This is a genomic window from Bradyrhizobium sp. CCH5-F6 (assembly GCF_001556045.1).
Taxonomy (GTDB): Bacteria; Pseudomonadota; Alphaproteobacteria; order Rhizobiales; family Xanthobacteraceae; genus Bradyrhizobium.
The window spans coordinates 14100-32012 of sequence record NZ_LSIC01000150.1 but is presented as its reverse complement, the minus strand read 5'-3'; the positions used below and the strand labels follow the sequence as shown (position 1 = coordinate 32012).

Here is a 17913-nt window from a genome sequence, read left to right as displayed (position 1 = left end):
CCGCTTGCGGGAGAGGTCGCAGCGCGAAGCGATGCGGGTGAGGGCTCTCTCCTCTTGGGGAGCATCGCTCGTGGAGAGAACCCTCTCCCCACCCCTCCCCGCAAGCGAGGGAGGGAGCGCAGTCCCGTCGCCGGCAGAGCCGGCCTCACTCATGCATCAGTGCGTCAATTCCTTCATCGCGCTCTCAAGCCCCTCGATCGTGATCGGGTACATGCGGTTGGCGAAGATGCGGCGGATGATCGTGGTCGATTCCGAATAATCCCAGTGCTTCTGCTGCACCGGGTTCAGCCACACCGTGTGCGGATAGGTGCGGATGATGCGATCGAGCCAGACCGAGCCCGGCTCCTCGTTGACGTGCTCGACCGAGCCGCCGGGCACCATGATCTCGTAAGGGCTCATCGAGGCGTCGCCGACGAACACGACCTTGTAGTCGTGCGGGTATTTGTGCAGCACGTCCCAGGTCGGCGTGCGGTCGGTGAAGCGGCGCTTGTTCTGCTTCCACACGCCTTCATAGAGGCAGTTGTGGAAGTAGAAATACTCCATGTGCTTGAACTCGCTCTTCGCCGCCGAGAACAGCTCCTCGACCTGCTCGATATGCGCGTCCATCGAGCCGCCGATGTCGAAGAACACCAGCAGCTTCACCGCGTTGCGCCGCTCGGGGCGCATGTGCACGTCGAGATAGCCGTGATTGGCGGTCTCGCGGATGGTGGTATCGAGATCGAGCTCGTCGGGCGCGCCGGTGCGCGCGAATTTGCGCAGGCGGCGCAGCGCCACCTTGATGTTGCGGATGCCGAGCTCGACATTGCCGTCGAGATCCTTGAACTCGCGCTTGTCCCACACCTTCACGGCGCGGTTGTTGCGGTTCTTCTCCTGGCCGATGCGCACGCCTTCGGGATTGTAGCCGTGGGCGCCGAACGGCGAGGTGCCGGCGGTGCCGATCCACTTCGAGCCGCCCTGGTGCCGGCCCTTCTGCTCCTCGAGGCGCTTCTTCAAGGTCTCCATGAGCTTGTCCCAGCCCATGGCCTCGATCTGCTTCTTCTCTTCTTCCGTCAGGTACTTCTCGGCGAGCTTCTTCAGCCACTCCTCGGGGATCTCCGCCTTGTCCATGGCCTCGAGCAGGCTTTCCAGCCCCTTGAACACCGTGCCGAAGACGCGGTCGAACTTGTCGAGATTGCGCTCGTCCTTCACCAGCGCGGTGCGCGACAGATAGTAGAAATTCTCGACCGAATAGTCCGCAAGGTCGGCGTCGAGCGCCTCCACCAGTGTGAGGTATTCGCGCAGCGTCACGGGGACCTGCGCGTCGCGCAGAGAGGTGAAGAATTGCAGGAACATGGGTGACAGATTGCCCGTCGGGTGGCGAACGTCAAGGGGCGCTCCACCTCTGCCCGCTAGGGAAGAGGTGAAGCGAAATCGCGAGCGCGGGTGGACCCGCCGCCTTTTTGCTCTAGAATTGGCCTTCTCACGGGGTTGTTTTGGGGACGTTTGCAATGGGAATTCTCGCAGCGCTCATCATTGGCGCGATCGCAGGCTGGCTCGCGGGCAAGATTGTCCACGGGGCGGGATTTGGACTGGTTGGCAACATCGTCGTCGGCATCATCGGCGCCCTGGTTGCGGGCTGGGTGCTGCCCCAGCTGCATATCCAGCTCGCCACCGGCACGGTCGGCGCCATCGTGGACGCCACGATTGGCGCGGTGATTGTGCTGGTGATCCTTTCGCTGATAAAACGGGTCTGAAAGCCTGACCGAACCAGGAACGGCCGCCATGCGCGGCCGTTCGCTTGTCGTGACCGAGGCAACGAAATTGGCATTGCCTCACGACGACGACCAACAAGGACGCGCAATGAAATTTACCGGCACCAAGGACTATGTTGCGACCGACGATCTCAAGGTCGCCGTCAACGCCTCGATCGTGCTCGAGCGCCCGCTCCTGGTGAAGGGCGAGCCCGGCACCGGCAAGACGGTGCTGGCGGAGGAAGTGGCGAAGGCGCTGAACGCGCCGCTTCTGACCTGGCACATCAAATCCACCACCAAGGCGCAGCAGGGCCTCTACGAATACGACGCGGTCTCGCGCCTGCGCGACAGCCAGCTCGGCGATAGCAGGGTGTCCGACATCAAGAACTACATCAAGCGCGGCAAGCTGTGGGAGGCCTTCACGGCCGAGCAGCGCCCGGTGCTGCTGATCGACGAGATCGACAAGGCCGACATCGAATTCCCCAACGACCTCCTGCTCGAGCTCGACCGCATGGAATTCCACGTCTACGAGACCGGCGAGACGATCAAGGCCAAGCAGCGCCCGATCATGATGATCACCTCCAACAACGAGAAGGAGCTGCCGGACGCCTTCCTGCGCCGCTGCTTCTTCCACTACATCAAGTTCCCCGACGCCGACACGATGGGCCGCATCGTCGACGTCCACTTCCCCGGCATCAAGAAGCGCCTGGTCGAAGAAGCGCTGCGCATCTTCTTCGAGGTGCGCGAGGTGCCCGGGCTGAAGAAGAAGCCCTCCACGTCGGAGCTGCTCGACTGGCTGAAGCTGCTGCTCAACGAGGACATGAGCGTCGAGCAGCTGCGCGAGCGCGACCCGCGCAAGCTGATCCCGCCGCTGCACGGCGCGCTGCTCAAGAACGAGCAGGACGTGCATTTGTTCGAGCGGCTGGCGTTCCTGAGCCGACGGGAAGTGTGAGACGTCTCGTGTCCCGGACGCGCTGCAGCGTGCAACGCTGCTGCGCTGCGTCCGGGGCACGAGAGCGGAGTGTGGGACACACTCTCTCCACGTCATTGCGAGGAGCTCTTGCGACGAAGCAATCCAGAATCTTTCCGCGGAGGGATTTCTGGATTGCTTCGCTTCGCTCGCAATGACGGAGTGTGACGCAACGGATCCGCTCTTCCCGTCCAGCTCGCTTGCAGACACGCCTTCGCAGCCTCGCGGCGCATCTCGCCCGAGCTTTGCATCATTCCATCGCCCCAACAGAAGAGGGCGCAGGGAAGGCCGGGTGCCGGCTCGCACCCACGGTCTGCTGCGCGAAACGCACGCGCAGAAAAACCGCACAGCAGCATACAGGTGTGGCCGTACACACGGCCTTCCCTGCGCGATGGTCGGACGGCGTATGCCGTGCTCTCCCGGGAGCCGAACTTTCCTCTGGCCTCCCTCACCCCGCGAATTGACGATGCCGTCCACCCGGTTGGGCTCGCGCACATCTCCGCAGACAGGCTTGACCGTGGCAACGACGGCCAGGACCACACGGTTTTGCCGTACGCAGCTCATCCGGCTTCGCCAAGAGGCTTCGCCGGACTTCAGCGCCGTTCGTCTGCACGCGGCCACGGGCTCACAGGGACTACCCGCCCTGCCCGCACCTTTCGTGCCGACGCTGCCGCGTCCACCGCAACCCGGCCCGCGTTTCGAACGACTCGCGAACCGCCCCTCTCCGTCGGGCCGGGCTGTGTGATGTATGCCGCAATTCCGAATTTCGGTAAAGTGGAATATTTTCGCGGGAAGGGATTGACGGGTTGCGGGGTATTTTGCCCGACGGGCAACGAAAGATGGGATTGTTCGAGGCCTCAAGCCCCGGAATTGCGAGGCCAGCGCCCCTGTTCCGCCGCTCCGAAAAGAAGCCCCACCGTCATAGGTGCCTTGGTTCTCGGCCCAGAGAGCGACCTCATCAGGCCGATCAGCTCAAATCTTTCCCCGCCAAAATACATGTCAAAATCGAACTCCGACATGTCGACGTTGAACTGACCCGCAAATCGACCAACGAACTCTCGCGCGTCCTCTCCGTCGACGCCCAAATCCCAGGCGATGTCGGTGCCAAGCGTGATTTCCTTTTGAGTCAACGTCTCTGTCCGGACAAAAGAAAGCAAGCTTTCCAGAAGCGCTGCTCCCCGCTTTCGTTTGATGTCGTTCACGACGTCCGGGTCGCTCAAGTCTCGGTGCCACCAATGGTTTACGAGATCCGGCGGTTGCTCCTTTCGTCGCCTGCCGTCTGCAGCGGCGAGCAACTTGATGAGGAGTCGAAACACGCGAGGCAGCTCAAATTCCGGAAGCGTCGCCACCTTCGCCAATTGAACCCGGAGGTTGGGCATTGCAATCAAGACGCACGGGGTAAGCGTCGGCTTCAGCTGCGACTCCGCAATTGCAATTGCCGCATCTTCAGGCTTAGGCCCTGCCTGCAATATGAAGTTGCCTAAGCCGCGAAGCAGCCTGCGCTTGTTGTCCCCGCTCTGCGCGCCGAACCAAGCCTCCCCTTCTGCATCGCTTGCGATCCCCTGCGCCAATTGGTTCAACAGGATCTCTTCGTGGACATTCAGCATCGTGCCACCCATGGCGGCGCTGCACCCCAGCACACGACTAGGGGCCGTGACTCGTCGCTGCCCACTCCAGCGCCGGAAGCACCGTGCCGACGAGCAGTCCATATGAGAAGGCTTTCTGAACTGGTGTGCTCCGAGGAAACCATGCGATTCCGCTCATGAAGTACATGATCGCCCAGAGGCCAGCAAACAGGGTCCAATCGCGCCAGCCCACGCGCAGCAGCAGACCGAGCGGGATAGCGGTGCAGAGAAATACGAGGCCGCAGAAGGCAATCTGGCCAACGGATTGTCGCTCGGCGCGAGGTTGAGGCATTTGCAGTCTGTCCACTGGTCGCTCGGGTGGGTTCGCGTCAGCGTAACCCACCTCTTCGTGTTCGCATCGGCAAAAACGGTGGGTTACGCCGCCCGAATTGCGCTTCGCGCAACAGCGCCGCCAATCCACCATACGAAGCTCGCGCTGCATCTCACGACGCCTTGCGCTTCACCGCCTTGCGCAAGGTCTCGTCGATCCGCGACTGCCAGCCCGGTCCGGTCGACTTGAAATGCTCGACTACCTCGGGGCTGAGGCGCAGGGAGACCAATTTCTTGGTCGGCGCCTTGTTGGGTCCCCGGCCCTTCCGGATGGTCGCGCTGAGATCGGGAAAGACTTCGGAGAACGGCCGCGCCTTGGCAAAATCTGCCTTTGTCAGTTCCGGATTATCGCTGACCGCGCGCAAATCCTTCTTTGTATAAACCGGCTTCTTCTTAGCGTTCGGCATAGAGTTTCCTTTCGCTTCGACTTGCCGGTCGCATGCTGATGATGCTGACGCCCTCGCGTCCCAGCCGAGCAAATACGACAACGATGACGCCACGGATGCTCGCGCCGATCGCGATCAAGCGCCTGCTCCTGTTGTGCGACGGAATGACCAGTGCGGCGTCGAAGAAGGCTTCGTCGAGATCGACAAAATCCAGCCCATGCTTGTCGAGATTGGCGAGCCGCTTCGGTTCATCCCAGACGATTTTCATTGCCTTTAATGTAGCTACGATTTATCCGACCGTCAACATCTTGTAGCTACAAAATCAAACAACCTTAGGGTGGATTAGCGTCAGCGCAACCCACCTCTTTCGTTTCCGCATCGGCAGAAGTGGTGGGTTACGCCAGCGGACTGCGCTTCGCGCAGCCCCCTAGCTAACTAACCCACCCCACGAAGATGTCACGCCACCGCCGCGTCCGGGATCCTTGCCGCTTCCATCGGCTGCTTGCCGCGGATGAGGTCCGAGGCGCGGTCCGCGATCATCATCGTTGATGCATTCAGATTCGCCGAGATCATGCGCGGCATCACGGAGGCGTCGATGACGCGCAGGCCCTCCAACCCGTGGACGCGGAGCTGGTCGTCGACGACCGCCCAGGTCGAGTCCGCCGGGCCCATGCGGCAGGTGCAGCCGGGGTGGAAGGTGGTGGTGCCGCGCTCGGTGGCGGCGTGGAGGAATTCGTCGTCGGTATTGACGTTGGGGCCGGGGAAATCCTCGTAGGCGTAGTAGGGCGACAGCGGCGCGGACTTCAAGAGCTCGCGCGCGAGCTTCATGCCGCCGACGACGACGCGGCGGTCGAGCTCGGCGTCGAGATAGTTGGTCTGGATGATCGGCGGCGCAAACGGATCGTTCGAGCGAATGCGGACATAGCCGCGGCTCTCGGGCCGCTGCTGCCAGGAGGCGACCGTCATGCCGGGCTCGTCCTCGAGCTGGCCCTGCACGCCTTCCTTGTAGCTCGCCGGCGTGAAGGTGAGCTGGAGGTCGGAGCTCTCCGCGCTCTCGCCGGAGTGCCAGAAGCAGTAGACCATCGTCGGCGACAGCGAGAGCAGGCCACGGCGCGAGGTCGCCCATTTCAGCGCCTCGATCCACAGCGAGAGGCCGCGGCGGAGCTCGTTGATGGTCTTGATGTTCTTGACGCGCGCGACCGTGCGAGGCGCGTAATGGTCCTGCAGGCCCTCGCCGACCGGGAGGGCATGACGGACGGCAATGCCGTGCTGCTGCAGCAGATCGGGCGAGCCGACGCCGGAGAGCTGCAGCAGCTGCGGCGAATTATAGGTGCCGCCGGACAGGATCACCTCCTTGTTGGCCCGCACCTCGACAGGATGCCCCCCGCGACCGCCCTTCATGTAGCGCACGCCGACGGCGCGCTTGCCCTCGAAGACGATCTCGGTCGCGTGCGCATAGGTGTGCACATGCACGTTCGGCCGCTTCATCGCGGGCTTGAGGAACGCGGTCGAGGCGGAGACGCGCAGGCCGTTGTTGATGGTGCGCTGGCAGTAGGAGACGCCTTCCTGGGTCTTGCCGTTGTAATCGGGATTGCGGGGAATGCCGAGCGAGACCGCGCCTTCCATGAAGGCTTCGCAGAGCGGGTCGCGCCAGTCCATGGTGGTGACCGTGAGGCTGCCCTCGCGCCCGCGATAGAGCGCCTCGCCTTCGCCGACGCGCTTCTCCAGTCGCCGGAAATAGGGCAGCACGTCGGCATAGCCCCAGCCGCGATTGCCCATCTGCGCCCAGGTGTCGAAGTCCATGCGCTGGCCGCGATTGTAGATGTGGCCGTTGATCGAGGACGAGCCGCCGAGCGTCTTGCCGCGCGGCGCGTAGATGCTGCGCCCGCCGGTCCAGGGCCCCGGCTCCTGCTGGTATCCCCAGTTGATGCTCTTCATGTAGAAGGTCTTGATGAAGCCCGCCGGCAGGTGGATGTAGGGGTGCCAGTCGGAGGGGCCCGCCTCCAGCACGCAGACGCTGGTGTTGGGATCTTCGCTCAGCCGGCTGGCGAGCACGCAACCGGCGGAGCCCGCGCCGACGATGACGTAATCGAATCTGTCCATGGTGCCGGCCGCCTCTAGCGTGTCGTGAGATTGAATGAATTGCAGCCGCGCACGCTGACACCTCTCCCCGCAGGGGAGAGGTCGATTTGCGCAGCAAATCGGGTGAGGGGGGTCAGGTTCCACGATAGACCGGTCCCCTCACCCGCGCCTTCGGCGCGACCTCTCCCTATGGGAGAGGTGATCGAGCTCGCGGCAAGATCGGGGTACATCATGGCTAGCGCGGCTTGTCGTTGAGTTGAAACTCGAGATGCGTCTGCACCGTCGGCCATTCGGCGGCGGTGATGCTGTAGACCACGGTGTCGCGCAGGGTGCCGTTCGGCGCGATCTGGTGGCTGCGCAGGATGCCGTCCTGCTTGGCGCCCAGGCGCTCGATGGCGCGGCGGCTCTGGTGATTGAAGAAATGCGTGCGGAACTCGACCGCGATGCAGTTCAGGGTTTCGAAGGCGTGCCGCAGCAGCAGGAGCTTGCACTGCGTGTTGAGCGGCCCGCGCTGCGCGCTCTTGGCGTACCAGGTCGAGCCGATCTCGACGCGGCGATTGGCGGCATCGATGTTCATGTAGGTGGTCATGCCGACGATCCGGCCGTCGGCGTCGAACACGGTGAACGGCAGCATCGAGCCCGCGGCCTGCAGGCCGAGGCGGCGGTCGATCTCCTTGCCCATGTTCTCCGGCAGCGGGATCGCGGTGTACCAGAGCTTGGACAGTTCGCCGTCCTTGACGGCCTCGACCAGACCGTCGCGATGATCATGCGACAGCGGCTCGAGACGGGCGTGCTGTCCGCGCAGGGTGACGGGATCGGGCCAGGGCATTGAAAGTCTCTCCTTACGTCATTGCAAGCGAAGCGAAGCAATCCAGAGTCTTACCGCGGAGGCAGTCTGAATTGCTTCGTCGCCAGCGCAAAATTGCTACGCAATTTTGTCGCGGGCTCCTCGCAATGACGGCTTGGCTCACTTGTTCAAGAAATTCAACGGCAAACCGCCGCGCGGCCAGTCCATGGCGATCAGCTCGCCCTTGCCCGACAGGGTGATGTAGGCGGTCTTCAGCTCGGGGCCGCCGAAGGCGATGTTGGTGGTGACGCGGTCGCCGGTCGGGACCTGCTCGACCAGGGTCCCGTCGGGCGCGATCACCGAGATGCAGCCGGAGACGAGGGTGGCGACGCAGACATTGCCGCTCGCCTCCACCGCGAGCGAGTCGAACATCTGGTAGCCGCCGAGGCCGCAGATCGGCTTTCCCCGCTCGCCGCGGTAGATCACGTCGCGCGGCTTGAGCGTGCCCGGCGCGGAGAGCTCATAGGCCCAGAGCCGCCCCGTCGGCGTCTCCGCGATGTAGACGGTGTTCTCGTCCGGCGACAGCCCGATGCCGTTGGCCGGCAGGATCCCGTGCACGACCTCCACGATCTCGCTCATGCCGGGCTTGAGGTAATACATGCCGCCGACGTCCATCTCGCGCGCGCGGCGCTTGCCGAGATCGGAGAACCAGAGGCCGCCCTGCCTGTCGAAGACGAGGTCGTTCGGCCCGCGGAGGTCGTGCGCGCCGCATTTGCTCACGACGGTTTCGACCTTGCCGGATTGCAGATCGACGCGCTGGATCGAGCCGCCGAGATAATCGTCGGGCTGCGGGCCCGGCATGATCATGTTGCGGGTCGGGATCCAGGAGAAGCCGCCATTGTTGCAGATGTACATCTTGCCGTCGGGGCCGAGCGCGGCGCCATTCGGACCACCCGGAATCTTCGCGACAATCTCCTTGCGGCCATCAGGATAGACGCGCGTCAGACGCTGGCCGCGGATTTCGACCAGCACCACCGAGCCGTCCGGCATCACGACCGGCCCTTCGGGAAATTCGAGATCGGTGGCGAGAACGCGGATGTTGGACATGGTGGGACCCTCCCGGCTGCTTGTTATGGCTTGCACGGGATGTCCGGCACGGGCCCCGCAGGCAAGATTTAGCTGCGGTTATGACAAAGTCGCCAAGGCTTGCCAAGCAAGCGGGACGGTATGCCAGCGTTGCACTGCAAAGCGCGATGTGGATCATCGCGCCTTGCGTCATCGTTCGAGCATGATGCTTCAGGATTCCCGCACCGGCACCCAGATTTCGAAGCCGCCATTGCCGGTTGCGGGGTCGAACGTCTCGCCGTAGCGTTCGAAGTTCGGCGCGTCCGCGGCTTTGAGACCGGAGGCCGGCAACCACTGATTCCAGATCGTGTTGACGGTGCGCCTGATCGAGGCGACGTGCCCGGCATGTGTGAACACCGCGTAGCGCTGCTCGGGAATGCGGACTCGGCTGAATCGACGCGGCAGGTCGGAGAAATCGGCGACTTCGACGCCCGCGATGTAGTCGAAATTGCCGGCGTCATCGCCGTTGCAGCAGACGCCGTAAGCGACCTGATTTTTTCCTTGGCCGACGCGTGCGGGAATGTCGGCGGTCTCCTGATGGAAGCGTTGCCAAAGACCGGGGATGATGGCGCCGTTGTCGCAGGAGATGCGCTCGCCGCGACCGGCGACGAGGAAGGCCTTTCCCATTTCGAAACGCGGCGGGGCGAGATGGTCGAGCATGGTGGAGTCCATCAGGATCGGCTCCTGAAGCTTGAGGTGGTTGACGCACGTCGCCGCCCTCACCGCTTCGGGTGTGGTGCCGAACTGGTCTCGGAACGCGCGGGTGAAGGCTTCGTGCGAGCCGTAGTCGGCCTCCAGCGCCAGGGACAGGATGTCGGGTGCGCCCTTTGCCAGACTGCGCGCCGCCTCCGTCAAACGCCGCGCACGCGCGTAGCGCATCACGGGAAGACCGGTGGCTGCGGCGAACGCACGCACGATGTGGAACCGCGACACGCCGGATATTTCCGCGATCTCGTCGAGCGTCATCGGCTCGGCCAGATGGCTCTCGACGTACCAGAGCGCGCGCTGGGCTGGATTCACGGCAATTGTCCTCGTTCGAAGCGCGGCAAGGGTAAGCCGGTCATCCCACTTCGCTTGATCGGCATTGCTGTGAGATAGTCCCGGAATGGCCGCTGGCAACGGCCTCGCGTTCACGGCTACACTGCCGGTGTTTCTGAACCGCTCACAAGAAAGCACGGAGGAACCGCGTCATGGAAATCACCGATGTGCGGGCGCACCATATCCGCATTCCCTATGACGCCGGCGTCGCCAGCTTCCGCCAGGGCGCTTCGGCGATCTCCGCGCTCGACATGGTGCTGGTCGAGGTCACGACCGATTCCGGGCTGACCGGCTGGGGCGATGCCTTCGCCTATGTCTGCCCGCGCACCACACGGAGCGCCGTCGAGGAGATGATCGCGCCGCAGGCCCGCGGGCTGAAGGTGCCCGATGCGGCAGGCATCCCGGCGGCCATGGAGCAGATCCAGCGCAATCTGCATCTGTTCGGCCGCTACGGCATCACCATGTTCGCGATCTCCGGGCTCGACATCGCATTGTGGGACCTGGCCGCGAAGGTCAAAGGCGTGCCGCTGCATCGTTTGCTCGGCGAGATCAGGCGCACGGCCATTCCGGCTTACGCGAGCCTGCTGCGGATCGGCTCGCCCGGCAACATCGCCGACGAATGCAGGAAGGCGCTCGCGCTCGGCTATGGCGCGATCAAGCTGCACGAGACCACGGCGCCTGCGGTATTCGCCGCGCGCGAGGCGATCGGGCCGGCCGTTCCGCTGATGGTCGACATGAACTGCCCCCTGACGGGCGAGCAGGCGATCGCCTTCGCGAAGTCATGCCAAGACGCGCAGCCGATGTTCCTGGAGGAGCCGGTCTGGCCGCCGGAGGACTTTGCCACCCTCGCCGACGTCCGCAGCAAGGGCGGGCTCGGCATTGCCGCCGGCGAGAATGCCTGCACGGAATATCAGTTCCGCCAGATGATGGATGCGGGCGCAGTGAGCCACGCCCAGCCCTCGGTCATCAAGGTCGGCGGCATCACGGAATTCCTGAAGGTCGCGGCGCTGGCGGATCGGCGCGGCATCAAGATCGTGCCGCACTCCCCCTATTTCGGCCCTGGCCTGCTGGCGACGCTGCACCTGCTCGCGACGCGCGACGATGGGCTGGTCGAGGTGTTCTACCTGAAGCGCGAAGCCTGCCTCTGGGGCGGCCGCGCCGATGTCGATGCCACCGGCCATGTCGCGGTGCCCTCAGGCCCCGGGCTCGGCTACGAGCCTGACCGCGCCGTGATGGAGCGCTATCGCGTCGCGTGACCGGCGCGCTTATTTCGCGGCGTCCTTCGCCGGAGGCGCGTCCTGCTTCTTCTTCAGGTCCTCGGCGGTCTTCACCTGCGCGGCCTGAAGGTCGCCGAGCGTCTTCTGCAAGCCGGCGAGGCTCGTCTTCAACGCGTCGATCTGGCGATTGGCGGCATCCAGCTTCTGCTGATGATCGAGGGCGAGCTTGGCGATCGTCTTCTGCAGGAAATCGACATTGCTCTGGAGACAGCTGGTGCGCCGCTCCATGGTCTTCTCGACGGTGCAGATCTCGATGCCGGGCACGTCCTGCGCGTGCACCGCCAGAGGCGCCAGCGCTGCGGGTAGCAACATCGCGAAACAAATGCCGGCGTTTCGAAGCATCATGCAGGTTCCTCGTCCAATCGATCACGGCAATGTGCGCTGTTTGCGCGCCGCTGCGGAAGGCTACCACACTCGTACCGCATTCTCGCGTTGAGCTTGCGCTGTTCCCTCGGACGGGGAACGTTGATCGGCACGCGGGGCGAAGTGGGCGTTCTTTCCGCGGCTTTGTTTAGGGGAGATTTTTGGAATGGCAACGCGCGATAGACGTTTGGCGGAGTTCGACGGCGCCGGAGAACCACCGCCGGGCCTGCCGGTCGAAGTGCTATGCGAAGACCACAGCGGAACGTATCAGCTGCCGTTCGCCTGCCGCTATGTCGAGGGACGTTGGCAGAACCACGAGGCCGGCATTGCAGTCGAAGCAACCGTCATCGGCTGGCGCCTGCCGCGCGTGAAGCAGCGCGGGGCCGCCTGAAGGCGGTCTCTGTCTCAAAATGCGACGGGGTCGCGCTCCGTTTTAACCTTCGGAACGCGGCCCGAACGAATCACGTCCGAATCAGCCGAAAGGCCGCGTACGCACCTGTTCACGGCTAGATGTCGGCGCGGCTCTGCGGATGCGTACAATATCTGCGCAGCGCGCCCGGCGGCCCAAGCTGGTACCGGCGCCCAAAGGTTAATCGCGGAAGAGGCATAGTCATAAGGCCGCGGCGAGAGGGCCTCCGCCCTCGAAACAGGCAGGGAGCGCAACGCCTGCCTAATATTCGACCTCGAGCTCCTCGATCTCGGCCGGCTCCTCCCTCGCCGCCGCGATCCATTCCTGCATCTCGGGCATGGCCATGATGGTATCGGCATAGGCCTTCAGCGGCGGCGCGAGCTTGACGTCGTAGGTCACGAAGCGCGTCACCACCGGGGCGTACATCGCATCCGCCATGGTGCGGTGCGCGCCGAACAGGAAGGGGCCGCCCGATTTCTCCAGGCAGTCCTGCCAGATGGAGCAGACGCGGTCGATGTCGGCCTGCGCCCGCGACCAAATCTTGAAGCCGGGAAAGTGTCCCTTCAGGTTGACCGGCAGCGAGGCGCGCAGCGTGGTGAAGCCGGAATGGATTTCGCCGCAGATCGAGCGGCAATGCGCGCGCTGGATGCGGTCGGCCGGCAACAGGCCGGCATTCGGCATCACCTCGTTGAGATATTCGGCGATCGCCAGCGTGTCCCAGACCACGGCGCCCTCGTGCCGCAGGCACGGCACCAGGATGGACGACGACAGCAGGAGGATTTCCGCGCGCGCGGACGGATCGTCCGGCGCGGTCACGATCTCCTCGAAATCGAGTCCGGAGAATTTCGTCAGCAGCCAGCCACGCAGCGACCAGGACGAGTAGTTCTTGCTGCTGATGGTCAGTGTCGCCTTCGCCATATGGCCCCTTCCCTGGTCCCGACATCAGCCCGGACGTGCCCGTGGCCTGTGTTTCCATGGCCTAAGCAGCAAGCGACGTGCCAATTTTCGCGACCGCCCGACCCGCCGTCTGGCGTCCTTATTGCATAGCAGCACCGGACGGGATGGGCGTTTCAGCATGATGTCGATGTATTATCAGGCCTTTCAAAACCACATGGACCTGACGGCGCCATGGCGCGCGGGGGCTTCGTCCGCGCTCAAATTCCTCAATCTGGTGCCTCAGGGCATGTCGGATCAGGTCGTCGGCCGGCTGACGGCCGCGCTGGAGCTGATCTCGCGCTCCACCCTCACCTACGACCGGCCTGCCTACGGCATCGACAGCGTGATGGTGGGCAACCGCGAAATCGCCGTTACCGAGGAGGTCGCCTACGCGACGCCGTTCGGCTCGCTGCTGCACTTCAAGAAAGAGGGCGTCGGCGAGCAGCCGCGCATGCTGCTGGTGGCGCCGATGTCCGGCCATTTCGCCACGCTCCTGCGCGGGACCGTCAAGACGCTGCTCCAGGACCACGACGTCTACATCACCGACTGGCACAATCCGCGCGACATTCCGCGCAGCGAAGGCCGCTTCGGGCTCGACGACTACACCGAGCACCTGATCGACTTCCTCGGACAGTTGGGGCCGCGCCCGCACATGGTGGCGATCTGCCAGCCGTCCGTCTCGGCGCTCGCGGCCGCCGCGATCATGTGCGAGGACAACCATCCCGCGCGCCCGGCGACGCTGACGCTGATGGCGGGCCCGATCGACACGCGGATCCAGCCGACCCGGGTGAACGAGTTCGCCAAGAGCAAGCCGATCGAATGGTTCGAGCAGAACCTGATCAACTACGTGCCGGTGCAGTGCCGCGGCGCCTTGCGGAAGGTCTATCCCGGCTTCGTGCAGCTCACCGCCTTCGTCTCGATGAATCTCGAGCGCCACATCAAGCAGCACATGGATCTCGCCAACCACATCGCCAAGGGCGAGAAGGAGAAGGCGGCGACCATCAAGACGTTCTACGATGAATATTTCGCGGTGATGGATCTTCCTGCGGAATTCTACATCGAGACCGTCCGCGACGTGTTTCAGGAGCACCTGTTGCCGCAGGGCAGACTGATGCATCGCGGCCGCCCGGTGAACACCAAGGCCGTCAGCCGCATGGGCCTGATGACGGTCGAGGGCGAGAAGGACGACATCTGCTCGATCGGACAGACGCTGGCGGCGCAGGATCTCTGCACCGGCGTGCGCGCCTATCGCCGCGTTCACCACATGCAGGCCGGCGTCGGCCATTACGGCGTGTTCTCGGGCAAGCGCTGGAACAACGAGATCTATCCGTTGCTGCGGGATTTCGTGCACGTCAATTCGTAAAGCGCCATCTCCTGACCCGGACGTCAGGTGCCAACTTCGTCGCGCAATTGCGCAATTGAGGTAATCGGGGATGCCGCGGGCATACCGAGACGCCTCCCCTGACCACGGACGGACGGCCAGTTGGGGACAGCACGCGCCTAATGCTCTTGCTTGAGCAGCTCTTTCGCTTCTTCCACTTCGGGAAGATTTCGCTCCGCATCGAATTCAGCGAGGACGGGGGCAAGCACCTCAGATACCGCGCCCGCTCGGTCTTTTGTCTTGTGCAGGCGCGCAAGTCCAAGGGCGCTGCGCAACTCGAAAGTCTTCGCCTGTTGGCGTCGTGCGATTTCCAGCGCCCGATTGAGGGCATTTTCGGCACCGGATCCATCAGGGTCGAGGCGCGACAGCAGTTCGCCTTGGACGCGATGCAGCTCGGCATCAAGCCAATGCTGACCGGATTGACCCGCCCATGCAATCAGTTCGCTCAAGATTTCCAGCCCGTCTTCGAGTTGACCCGACTCTGCGGCCGCCATGGCGACATGCATCCCCCAAAACGGTTCACAGAGGTAGCAATCGTTCTCGTGCAGCAAGGTCCAGCCGTGACGCATGTCCGCCAGTCCGGCCATTCGGTCGCCGGCACGCCATTTGGCCAGGCCATTCAGATAGGTGCCCGCGGCCACGTACAGCGGCATCGTGTGATCGCGCGCGAGACCGAGCGCCAGGATCGTCTCTGTTTGCTGAAGCATGCTCCCGCATACCCCGTCGAACACAGCGCGATGAACCAGCGCATTGGCCTGGGACAGCGCCCGTTTTTCTCCCGGAGCCCCCACCGCTTCCGCTGCGAGCTTGCGCGCACGAGCGGTGCTACCGAGCGGCCAGAGCACCAGGGCAAGAAATCTCATGATCACGAACGGCAGATCCAGCGCCGCAGCCCTAAAGGTCGCGGGATCCGGTTCAGCACCATGGATCGCCAACGCTTGCTCGAGATGCGTTCTCGCATTCAAGTAATCGCCCCCGAACCAGCAGGTGACGCCGCCCGTCCAATGGGCGACGATGGCGGCGACCGGCGAGTCCGGTCGACGGTCAGCGGCGCTCCTGATGACATCCGCCAGCTCCCGCATCGGAGCGAGTTCGCCGTGTGTCAGGCAGGCATTGAACAGCCCCGAATGTACCGGCGCAAGTTCGACGGGATCATCGATATCGGCTGCGAACTGGCGCGCACGCGTCCATGCCGCGACCGTTTCGGGAGCGCTATGGCCGAGGCTGCCCCTGAGTGCACGACCGTATGCGATTTGAAGATGCAGCCTGCTCATCATCCGGCGGGGCTCGTCAGGCAACTGATCTGCGATCGCAATGGCTTTGCCGAGATGTGCAATCGCCTCGGAATAGGCCGAGCGTTTCAGCGCCTGCTGTCCCGCTTTGCGCCACCACTCGAGGGCGACATCGTTCAGCCCGGCCTCCGTGAAGTGGTGTGCCACAACTTCCGGCTCGGTCTCGGCCACGACCGGAAACTTCGCGCGCAGGACGTCGCCGATGCGCGTGTGCAGCACCTGCCGTTTGCTCTTGAGCAGGCTCTCGTAGGCCGCTTCCTGAACAAGAGCGTGCCTGAAACTATAGTTTGCTTCGGGCGGGGTCCCGCGACGCACCAGCAGTTCGGCCTCTTCGAGTTGTCCCAGCGCTACGCTCAGCGTCTGGTCATTGCGTCCCGCCACATATTTCAGCAGCGCGTATGAGAAGTCGCGGCCGATGGCAGCGCCAATCTGCGCCACCTCCTTGACTGGAGCGAGCCGGTCGAGCCGCGCCATCAGCGAATCTTGCAGTGTCGCGGGAATTGCGAGCGGCGGGAGCGGACTATTGGGGCGATAGCGCCCGGCATCTTCGACGAGTAGCCCGGACTCGAGCACCATCTTGGTCAATTCCTCGACGAATAGAGGGATGCCATCGGTCTTGTCGATGATCTGCTTCATCATCTCGCGCGGCAGCTGGCAACCAACGGCCACCTGTTCGACCAGCGCGCGCGAGTCCTGTCGATCGAGTCGATCGAGCCGCAACAGACTGACGTTGGCGAGGCCCGACCATGAGGGCTCGAACTCCGGCCGGGACGTCATGAGGACGAGTATCGGCAGCCTCCTGATTCGGTCGACCGCAAGATCGAACAGTTCAAGTGTCGTCGCATCGGCCCAATGCATATCCTCGCAGATAATCAGCAGGGGTTGCTCTCGCGCCAACCCTTCAAGCTGATCGAGAAGGGTTGCAAACGTCTGTCGCCGCTGCTGCGCCGGGCTCAAACCGAGCGGCGAACAATGGTCTCCGGTTGGAATCGAAAGGAGAGCCGCTATGAGCGGTGTCGCTCGTGCGACCTGTTGTGTTCCAAGCGCCAGCATTGCTTCGAGCTTGTCGAGCTTCTCCCCGGCCGTATCGTGCGAGCGAATGCCGGCGGCGCGCTCGAGCTGCGCGACAAAGGGATGAAGCGCACTGTTGGTGTGGTAAGGTGAACACTGATATCGCACCCGGCGGTGCGCCTCCAACGATGGGCTTTCGGACAGCGTCGCGACAATGCGCGACTTGCCGATGCCAGCTTCGCCGGAAATCAAGACCATCTGGCCCTGCCCCTGCCATGCCCGGCGCTGGCGCGAGAGAATGAATTCGATCTCGTCCTTGCGGCCGACAAAGCCGATCGAGCGCGCCGCGCGCACCGCCTCGAAGCGACTCTCGGATGCGGTCGCTCCCTCCACCGCCCAGACTGCGATGGGTTCGGCTATTCCCTTGACCTCACGGCGGCCGAGATTGCGAAACGCGAAGAGATCACCAAGCAGCCGGCGCGTCGAGGATGCAACGACGACCGCCCCCGGTTCCGCCAGGCTCTGGAGCCGAGCAGCGAGGTTTGGTGTATCGCCGACGGTTGCGTGCTCCTCCGACGCATCTCCACTGATGAGGTCGCCGACCACCACAAGCCCGGTCGCAATTGCGATCCGCAGTTCAACCCGTTCGTCGGCGCCTGTTTTTAGCTGCCGAATCGCGGATATTGCGTCGAGGCCCGCTCGCACTGCGCGCTCCGCGTCATCCTCGTGGGCGCGAGGGTAGCCGAAATATACGAGTATTCCGTCGCCGACGAACCTGGCTATCCTGCCATCGTAAGCGGCAATGACTCTCGCGCACGCCGCGCGGTAGGCCCGGATCACTTCCCACATATCCTCGGGATCGAGGCGCGCCGAGAGTGCAGTTGAGCCGACCAGATCGCAAAACATGACGGTAAGATGGCGCCGCTCGGCGTCTTGAGGAGGAGCCGGCGATGCGATCAACGCGGCGGGATCGAGGTCGGCAATAGCACGCAGCATTTTGCGGCGATGGCCTAGCAGGACTCCGAGCTTGTCAAAGTCCTCGTCCATCAGTTCGGGGAGGACGCCCACGTCGATCCCATTTTGGGCAAAACGCTCTGCGTATTGCCCAAGCCCCAGTTTCTCGAGCCACTCCGCAATCTGCATTGGCTCCACCGATCGTGTGGCTGGCGGT

The 17913-nt window shown here is 63.7% G+C and carries 17 protein-coding genes; 5 read left to right on the top strand and 12 right to left on the bottom strand.

Annotated elements, in window-relative coordinates; genetic code table 11:
- Nucleotides 1–156 precede the first annotated feature (156 nt).
- Nucleotides 157–1332 carry a vWA domain-containing protein gene (locus AX729_RS26625; protein ID WP_061027207.1) on the bottom strand — a complete coding sequence of 392 codons (1176 nt, stop codon included), beginning with the start codon at nt 1330–1332 and terminating at the stop codon, nt 157–159.
- 155 nt (nt 1333–1487) lie between these two features.
- Here AX729_RS26625 and AX729_RS26620 point away from each other — a divergent pair, with 155 nt between their 5' ends.
- Together AX729_RS26620 and AX729_RS26615 are read left to right on the top strand one after the other, a co-directional pair.
- Nucleotides 1488–1733 carry a GlsB/YeaQ/YmgE family stress response membrane protein gene (locus AX729_RS26620; protein WP_028179892.1) on the top strand — a complete coding sequence of 82 codons (246 nt, stop codon included), beginning with the start codon at nt 1488–1490 and terminating at the stop codon, nt 1731–1733.
- Nucleotides 1734–1839: 106 nt separating this feature from the next.
- Entirely contained in the window at nt 1840–2682 is an 843-nt protein-coding gene (locus AX729_RS26615; protein ID WP_061027206.1) for an AAA family ATPase, read from the top strand.
- Nucleotides 2683–3557: 875 nt separating this feature from the next.
- Here the strand turns inward: AX729_RS26615 and AX729_RS26610 are convergent.
- The 8 genes from AX729_RS26610 to AX729_RS26575 all read right to left on the bottom strand — a co-directional run bounded on the left by AX729_RS26610 (nt 3558) and on the right by AX729_RS26575 (nt 10055).
- Nucleotides 3558–4319 (bottom strand): DUF5958 family protein, encoded by a 762-nt coding sequence (locus AX729_RS26610; RefSeq protein ID WP_197433676.1) that lies wholly within the window; start codon nt 4317–4319, stop codon nt 3558–3560.
- A 25-nt stretch (nt 4320–4344) separates the two neighbouring features.
- Entirely contained in the window at nt 4345–4767 is a 423-nt protein-coding gene (locus AX729_RS40670) for a hypothetical protein (protein WP_061027204.1), read from the bottom strand.
- A gap of 1 nt (nt 4768) precedes the next feature.
- Complete coding sequence (locus AX729_RS26600; protein WP_061027203.1) at nt 4769–5062, bottom strand: BrnA antitoxin family protein; 294 nt, start codon at nt 5060–5062, stop codon at nt 4769–4771.
- Nucleotides 5049–5309 carry a BrnT family toxin gene (locus AX729_RS26595; protein WP_061027202.1) on the bottom strand — a complete coding sequence of 87 codons (261 nt, stop codon included), beginning with the start codon at nt 5307–5309 and terminating at the stop codon, nt 5049–5051. The genes AX729_RS26600 and AX729_RS26595 overlap by 14 nt, the downstream gene beginning before the upstream one ends.
- Nucleotides 5310–5497: 188 nt before the next feature.
- Entirely contained in the window at nt 5498–7144 is a 1647-nt protein-coding gene (locus AX729_RS26590; RefSeq protein WP_061027201.1) for a GMC family oxidoreductase, read from the bottom strand.
- A 214-nt stretch (nt 7145–7358) separates the two neighbouring features.
- Entirely contained in the window at nt 7359–7952 is a 594-nt protein-coding gene (locus AX729_RS26585) for a GNAT family N-acetyltransferase (protein WP_061027200.1), read from the bottom strand.
- A 138-nt stretch (nt 7953–8090) separates the two neighbouring features.
- Complete coding sequence (locus AX729_RS26580) at nt 8091–9017, bottom strand: SMP-30/gluconolactonase/LRE family protein (RefSeq protein WP_061027199.1); 927 nt, start codon at nt 9015–9017, stop codon at nt 8091–8093.
- Nucleotides 9018–9206: 189 nt separating this feature from the next.
- On the bottom strand, nt 9207–10055 hold the full coding sequence (locus tag AX729_RS26575; protein ID WP_061027198.1) for an AraC family transcriptional regulator: 849 nt from the start codon (nt 10053–10055) through the stop codon (nt 9207–9209).
- Between the two features lie 170 nt (nt 10056–10225).
- On the opposite strand from AX729_RS26575, the gene AX729_RS26570 reads away from it, so the two are divergent.
- Complete coding sequence (locus AX729_RS26570) at nt 10226–11329, top strand: mandelate racemase/muconate lactonizing enzyme family protein (protein ID WP_061027197.1); 1104 nt, start codon at nt 10226–10228, stop codon at nt 11327–11329.
- Nucleotides 11330–11338: 9 nt separating this feature from the next.
- Here the strand turns inward: AX729_RS26570 and AX729_RS26565 are convergent, their stop codons facing one another.
- Nucleotides 11339–11695 (bottom strand): hypothetical protein, encoded by a 357-nt coding sequence (locus AX729_RS26565; protein ID WP_061027196.1) that lies wholly within the window; start codon nt 11693–11695, stop codon nt 11339–11341.
- Nucleotides 11696–11879: 184 nt separating this feature from the next.
- On the opposite strand from AX729_RS26565, the gene AX729_RS26560 reads away from it, so the two are divergent.
- Nucleotides 11880–12104, top strand: a complete 225-nt coding sequence (locus AX729_RS26560) for a hypothetical protein (protein ID WP_061027195.1) — start codon at nt 11880–11882, stop codon at nt 12102–12104.
- 279 nt (nt 12105–12383) lie between these two features.
- Here the strand turns inward: AX729_RS26560 and AX729_RS26555 are convergent, their stop codons facing one another.
- Nucleotides 12384–13040 (bottom strand): glutathione S-transferase family protein, encoded by a 657-nt coding sequence (locus AX729_RS26555; protein WP_061027194.1) that lies wholly within the window; start codon nt 13038–13040, stop codon nt 12384–12386.
- 157 nt (nt 13041–13197) lie between these two features.
- Here AX729_RS26555 and AX729_RS26550 point away from each other — a divergent pair, with 157 nt between their 5' ends.
- Nucleotides 13198–14421 (top strand): polyhydroxyalkanoate depolymerase, encoded by a 1224-nt coding sequence (locus AX729_RS26550; protein ID WP_156457223.1) that lies wholly within the window; start codon nt 13198–13200, stop codon nt 14419–14421.
- A 137-nt stretch (nt 14422–14558) separates the two neighbouring features.
- Here the strand turns inward: AX729_RS26550 and AX729_RS26545 are convergent, their stop codons facing one another.
- Nucleotides 14559–17885, bottom strand: a complete 3327-nt coding sequence (locus AX729_RS26545) for an AAA family ATPase (protein ID WP_061027193.1) — start codon at nt 17883–17885, stop codon at nt 14559–14561.
- Between the last annotated feature and the right edge of the window lie 28 nt (nt 17886–17913).